Annotated in this window: 8 protein-coding genes and 1 pseudogene; all 9 read left to right on the forward strand. The window is 43.3% G+C overall.

Features of this window, described 5'->3' with window-relative positions; translation table 11 throughout:
- Positions 1–183 (forward strand): annotated as a pseudogene (locus Q0F90_RS06570) (cobalamin biosynthesis protein CbiD); the annotation flags it as partial.
- The gene (cbiE, locus tag Q0F90_RS06575) at positions 159–785 is read left to right on the forward strand and encodes a precorrin-6y C5,15-methyltransferase (decarboxylating) subunit CbiE (protein ID WP_296004263.1); all 627 of its coding nucleotides are present in this window, start codon (positions 159–161) and stop codon (positions 783–785) included. The pseudogene Q0F90_RS06570 and the gene cbiE, both read left to right, overlap by 25 nt.
- Positions 782–1,369, forward strand: a complete 588-nt coding sequence (cbiT, locus tag Q0F90_RS06580) for a precorrin-6Y C5,15-methyltransferase (decarboxylating) subunit CbiT (protein WP_296004264.1) — start codon at positions 782–784, stop codon at positions 1,367–1,369. The genes cbiE and cbiT overlap by 4 nt, the downstream gene beginning before the upstream one ends.
- Before the next feature lies 1 nt (position 1,370).
- Positions 1,371–2,132: a precorrin-4 C(11)-methyltransferase gene (gene cobM / locus Q0F90_RS06585; protein WP_004697358.1), complete on the forward strand. Its 762-nt coding sequence runs from the start codon at positions 1,371–1,373 to the stop codon at positions 2,130–2,132.
- A gap of 4 nt (positions 2,133–2,136) precedes the next feature.
- Positions 2,137–3,282 carry a cobalt-precorrin 5A hydrolase gene (locus Q0F90_RS06590; RefSeq protein ID WP_296004268.1) on the forward strand — a complete coding sequence of 382 codons (1,146 nt, stop codon included), beginning with the start codon at positions 2,137–2,139 and terminating at the stop codon, positions 3,280–3,282.
- 29 nt (positions 3,283–3,311) lie between these two features.
- Positions 3,312–4,001 carry a precorrin-3B C(17)-methyltransferase gene (cobJ, locus tag Q0F90_RS06595; protein WP_009351748.1) on the forward strand — a complete coding sequence of 230 codons (690 nt, stop codon included), beginning with the start codon at positions 3,312–3,314 and terminating at the stop codon, positions 3,999–4,001.
- Complete coding sequence (gene cobK / locus Q0F90_RS06600; protein ID WP_296004265.1) at positions 3,998–4,786, forward strand: precorrin-6A reductase; 789 nt, start codon at positions 3,998–4,000, stop codon at positions 4,784–4,786. The genes cobJ and cobK overlap by 4 nt, the downstream gene beginning before the upstream one ends.
- Positions 4,773–5,438: a precorrin-8X methylmutase gene (locus Q0F90_RS06605; RefSeq protein ID WP_296004266.1), complete on the forward strand. Its 666-nt coding sequence runs from the start codon at positions 4,773–4,775 to the stop codon at positions 5,436–5,438. The genes cobK and Q0F90_RS06605 overlap by 14 nt, the downstream gene beginning before the upstream one ends.
- A 72-nt stretch (positions 5,439–5,510) precedes the next feature.
- The coding region (locus Q0F90_RS06610; protein ID WP_296004267.1) for an iron chelate uptake ABC transporter family permease subunit at positions 5,511–5,896 on the forward strand (386 nt) is incomplete at its 3' end.

The following is a 5,896-nucleotide window of genomic DNA, read 5'->3' on the forward strand; positions in this document are numbered from 1 at the left end:
GGACTGAATGGTGTATACCAACGCGTTGTAGATCGTGCATCTCTACGTAGTGAGCGATATATTGCTAATGAGGCAGAGGTAGGTATCATCATTACCACCTTAAAAGGTGAGATTTTGGCAATGGATAAGCATGCTAAAGAGATAGGAGAGCTTGAACAATGGCACATACCTTGTATATCGTAGGCATTGGTCCAGGTAATCCTGATTATGTGGTGCCTAGAGGCCTTAATTTAATTAAACATGCCACAGTATTGGTAGGTAGTGAACGGTCCTTAGAGGACTTTCAGGAGCCCGGCCAAATTACATATCCTGTAACAGGCAAGCTTAGCTTACTAGCTGAGCAAATTGAGCGTGAGCTCAACGACCATGATGTAGTAGTTATGGTTAGCGGCGATACAGGCTACTATAGCTTGTTGCCATATTTAAAGAAAAAATTCCCTGCTAATCCTATTGAGGTTGTGCCAGGCATTAGTTCTATGACCTTTGCCTTCGCTCGACTCAATGAGGTGTGGCATGATGCGGATTTAATGAGCTTTCACGGTCGTCAACCGGCGCCTGAAAAACTCGTGTATGAAGCAGGTAAAAAGATGGGGTTCTTAACGGATCCTGAATATAATCCAGCGCATATTGCGCGTATTTTAATAGATGCAGGTTGGCCAAAAGAAACGAGAGCGGCAGCCCTTGAGCGCTTGAGCTATGATGATGAAAAAATTGTAGACTCCACGCTAGAGGTGTTAACTGAGCTTGAAGGCTTTGGTCATTCTGTAATGGTGGTATTAGGATGAGACATTTTTTCGGAATTCCTGATGAGGAATTTATCCGCGGCGACGTGCCGATGACGAAATGCGAGATTCGCAAAGCCGTTATGAACGAAGCACGCATCAAGGAGGATAGCATCGTCCTTGACGTAGGTGCTGGTACAGGCTCTATTTCTATTGAAGCAGCCTTGGCAGCTCCTAAAGGGCATGTATATGCGATTGAGCGCTTTGATAAAGGCATCGACCTTATCAATGAAAATATGAAGAAATTCAATGTAAATAATATGACAGTTATCAAGTCCAAAGCTCCTGAAGGCATGGAAGAATTGCCTGAGCTTGATGCGGTTATTATTGGCGGCAGCGCTGGCGGTATGACAGGCATTATGGACGAGGCGCAACGTCTTTTAAAAATTGGCGGACGTCTAGTTGTAACAGCTGTAACAATGGAAACTGGCTACACAATCCTTAAAGAGTTGAAAGGTCGTCCTTTCACCTATGAAGGTTACCAAATGTCTATTAGCCGTTACCGCAAGGCTGGTCCCTATCATTTGTTAGACCCATTGAGTCCAATTTTCATTGTATCTGCAACGCGTATCGCAGAAGGAGAGTAATATGGTTGACGTACATATCGTAGGTGCAGGCCCTGGAGATCCTGAGTTAATCACTCGCAAAGGGTATCGTTTAGTGCAAGAGGCAGACGTTGTTATTTACGCTGGCTCCTTGGTAAACCCTGCTATTTTAGAGGCTTGTAAACCAGGCTGTGAAATCCATAACAGTGCTACTATGAACCTTGATGAGGTATTGGCTGTTATGAAAGCCTCTGTTGAGGCTGGTAAAAGCGTAGTTCGCCTTCACACAGGTGACCCTGCTATTTACGGTGCTATTCAAGAACAAATGGATGCACTAGCTGGCATGGGGATTTCCTATGAAGTCGTACCAGGTGTAAGCTCTTTCCTTGCTACAGCAGCGGCTTTAAAACAAGAATATACATTGCCAAATGTATCTCAAACAGTAATTATTACGCGTATGGAAGGCCGTACACCAATGCCTCCAAAGGAAAAATTGCGCATGTTAGCATCCCATGAAGCGACAATGTGTATTTTCCTTAGCGTTCAAATGTTAGATAAGGTTGTAGCTGAACTCATCGAGGGCGGTTATGATAAAACGACTCCAGTGGCTATCGTGGTAAAAGCGTCTTGGCCAGACCAACGCATTATCCGCGGCACATTGGAAACTATTGCGGACATCGTAGCGAAAGAGGGCGTATTGCGCCAAGCTATGATCGTAGTAAGCCATGTATTAGATAGTGAATACGAATTATCTAAACTTTACGACAAAGGCTTTGCTCACATGTACCGCAGTGCTAAGGACTAGTATGATGAAAGAACTAGAAACTGTTGCATCTACGACTGGAGCTAAGAAGAATAGAACGGCTATTCTCTCTGTATCTGAACGAGGTGCAAAGCTAGGTCAACGTATCAAGTCTTTGGTGGCACCCCATGCGGATTGCTTTGAAAAGGAAAACCGTCCCTCTGGTGGTGAGGCTATTTATTTCGATTCCCTCAAAAACCATATTGGACAGATTTTCAAGGATTACGACCAAGTACTGTGTATTATGGCACTCGGTATCGTAGTGCGCATGATTGCCCCGTATATTGAGCATAAATCCAAGGATCCTGCTGTAGTCGTAATGGACGAAGTGGGACATCACGTGATTAGCTTACTGTCTGGTCACCTTGGGGGCGCCAACGAATGGACGCAGTCCATTTCGCTGGCCATCGATGCGGACCCCGTCATTACAACCGCAACGGATGTAAACGGATTGCCAGCGCCTGACGTGTTGGCGCGCCACGAGCATCTGTTGGTAGATGATTTTCAAACCTTAATCAATGTGAACTCTGCCATCGTTGGGGGAGAACAGGTTGATTATTATATCGATGAAAGCTTATCGAATGCAGAGCATTTAGAACAAGCAGCGAAAGCTCATATTGGTGAACATGGTATGGTTCACGTTGTTTCTTTGGAGCAACTAGATTTTATTCCATGTAAGAATGAAAGCGCTGAAGAGGGTTCTTCTCGCGTAGTCATTACGGACAAAGTAATGACCGAGTATAGTCATCAATTGATTTTGCGCCCTCGTACGTATACGATGGGCATAGGCTGTCGTCGTGATACGCCAAAGGAATTGATTCTTGATGCCATTCAACAATCTTTGGCAGCCCATAAGCTTTCACCAAAGAGCCTTGTAACGGCTGCATCGGTCATCGTTAAACAAGATGAAGTAGGTCTCTTAGAGGCTATGCAAATTATGGGGTGGCCTATCGTGTTCTATACACAGGATGAGATGGCACCACTCATTGAACAAGAAGAATTAAAAGAATCTAATTTTGTAAAAGGAACTATAGGAGTAGGAAACGTATGCGAGACAACGGCATTACTAGCGGCCAAGAGCCGAACATTAATACAGCACAAAACAATTTATCCCAAAACAACGGTAGCCATTGCACAGGTAACATCAAAGTAATCGGCATTGGCCCTGGCGATGAAGAGTTTATGACGCCTCAAGCGCGCGAAGCTATCTTAGCAGCTGACCGCGTGGTAGGTTATTTGACATACCTCGACTTGATCAAAGACCTTATCGAAGGTAAAGAGACTGTAGGTACTGCCATGATGCAAGAAGTAGATCGTTGCCAACAAGCAGTTGATTTAGCCGTAGAAGGCCATCAAGTAGTTGTAGTATCCTCTGGTGATTCTGGCGTATACGGCATGGCAGGTCTTGTGTTGGAACTTGCTAATAAAGTACCAGCAGAAAAACGTCCTTCCGTAGATATCGTACCTGGCCTTAGCGCTGTAAACGTAGCAGCATCTGTATTGGGTGCACCTTTGATGCATGACTTTGCAGTTATTTCCTTGAGCGACTTAATGACTCCATGGGATCTTATTAAAAAACGTGCTGACCTTTGTGCACAAGGTGACATGGTTATCTCCTTGTACAACCCACGCAGTAAAAAACGTGTTACACACTTAGATGAAGTGCGCGAAATCGTTCTTAAATACCGCGATCCTAAAACACCTGTTGGTATCGTGCAAAAAGCAGGTCGTCCAGGTCAACAAATGGTAATTTCTGACCTTGAAAACTTCACAAAAGAAGAAGTAGATATGCAAACACTTGTTATCATCGGTAACAGCCAAACCTATGTTGAAAATGGTCGCATGATTACACCTCGAGGCTACAAATTATGATTTGGGTCATTGCCGGTACCTTGGATGGTCGTACCTTAGCGGTAGAAATCCAAAAACGAACTGGCGAAGATGTGCTTGTTACGGTGGTTAGCCAATATGGTGCAGAGCTTGCTGCCCATAAAGGCATTACCGTACATACGGGCCGTCTTGACCAAGAGGCTATGCAAGACTTAATTAAGAAACACAATGTGCGCCTTTTAATCGATGCAAGCCATCCGTATGCTGCTATCGTTACGGCTACGGCTCAAGATGCAGCAAAAGCTGAAGGTATTCCTTTTGTTCGTTTCGAACGTAAAGAGGTGCCATTACCAGACTATGATAAATTACATATCGTAGTAGATGAAGTAGAAGCAGCCAATCTAGCAGGCAAATTAGCGAAGGAAAATAATAACCATGTATATTTGACTACAGGTAGTAAAACAATGCACATCTTTGCTAAATCTGAAGCCTTGCAAGATTGCGAAGTATGGACCCGCATTTTACCTACCGCAGAGGTGTTACAAATGATGGAAGACCTCAATGTAAGTCCAAAACGCATTGTTGCTGTACAAGGTCCTTTCTCTTACGATATGAACCGCATCATGTTCCACGATACAAAGGCGAGCGTTGTAGTTATGAAAAACTCTGGCCTTGTGGGTGGTGCTGATACAAAATTACAAGCCGCAATGGATCTTGGTATCCACGTTATTGTTATCGATCGTCCACGTGTTAAGATTGAAAGCCACGTGGTATCATCTAATGATGAATTTTTCAAATTATGGGAGGACACTAATGGATTACGTTAAAAATCCTAAAGCCATTGAAGATAAAAGTATGGAAATCATTTACGATTATGTAAAAGATTTGGGTTTAACAGATGATGAAGTACGCGTAGTATCTCGTACAGTACATGCTTCTGGTGATGTTGAATACGCTCAACTCGTAAAAATGAGCCCTGATGCTGTTCAAAAAGGTATCGAAGCATTAGATAATGGTGCAGATATTTATACAGATGTGGAAATGGTTCGCACAGGTATCTCTAAACCAGCTCTTAAAATTCGCGGTAACGAAGTACACTGCTTAATCAAAGACGAAAATGTAGCTAAAATGGCTAAAGAATTAGGCGTGACTCGTTCTATTGCAGCTATGCGTACATTTGGTAAACAATTAGAAGGCCAAATCGTAGCTATCGGTAATGCTCCAACAGCATTATACGAAGTATTGCGTTTAGCCCTCGAAGAAGGCGTTAAACCTGCTCTTATCATTGGTATCCCTGTAGGCTTTGTAGGTGCTGCAGAATCCAAAGACTATTTAATGGAAGTATCCCCAGTTCCTTACATCACTGTAAAAGGTAACAAAGGTGGTAGCCCAATCGCTGCTTCCGTATGTAATGCATTGCTTTACACAAACGTAAAACGCAATGACATGCTCTTCGTAGAAGGCAAAGAGTCTAAATAATACAAAACCCGAATCGTATTTTTGTAGTTCTGCGATTCGGGTTTTACTGTATATTTTTAGAGAGGGGTTCGTATGGCGTCTATTAATGAACGAAAGGCCTTTCGTTTATCAGTTATTATTGTTTTACTTATTGCAGTGATAGCTTGTATGATTATATCTCTTATCTGGGGTTCAACAGCTGTATCGCTAGCAGAGATATGGAGAACGTTATGGTCTGATGAATTAACAGATACGGCTTCACAAATTATTTGGAATATTCGTTTGCCCCGCAATATTGTGGCTGCTTTGGTAGGGGCCTGTCTTGCTGTTTCTGGTGCTATTTTGCAAGCGGTTATGAAAAACCCACTGGCAGATCCACAAATTGTAGGTGTATCCTCTGGTGCGGGTCTTGCCGGCGTTATTGTATTAATTTTATTCCCTGGCTATGATTATATCGTTCCTCTCGTGGCCTTCTTAGG

Source organism: uncultured Veillonella sp., from assembly GCF_934190855.1.
Taxonomy (GTDB): Bacteria; Bacillota; Negativicutes; order Veillonellales; family Veillonellaceae; genus Veillonella.

Bases quoted from the DNA above. Each gene is read 5' to 3' on its own strand.
- cbiE (WP_296004263.1), top strand. From the start codon at position 159: ATGGCACATACCTTGTATATCGTAGGCATTGGTCCAGGTAATCCTGAT.
- cbiT (WP_296004264.1), top strand. From the start codon at position 782: ATGAGACATTTTTTCGGAATTCCTGATGAGGAATTTATCCGCGGCGAC.
- cobM (WP_004697358.1), top strand. From the start codon at position 1,371: ATGGTTGACGTACATATCGTAGGTGCAGGCCCTGGAGATCCTGAGTTA.
- Q0F90_RS06590 (WP_296004268.1), top strand. From the start codon at position 2,137: ATGAAAGAACTAGAAACTGTTGCATCTACGACTGGAGCTAAGAAGAAT.
- cobJ (WP_009351748.1), top strand. From the start codon at position 3,312: ATGACGCCTCAAGCGCGCGAAGCTATCTTAGCAGCTGACCGCGTGGTA.
- cobK (WP_296004265.1), top strand. From the start codon at position 3,998: ATGATTTGGGTCATTGCCGGTACCTTGGATGGTCGTACCTTAGCGGTA.
- Q0F90_RS06605 (WP_296004266.1), top strand. From the start codon at position 4,773: ATGGATTACGTTAAAAATCCTAAAGCCATTGAAGATAAAAGTATGGAA.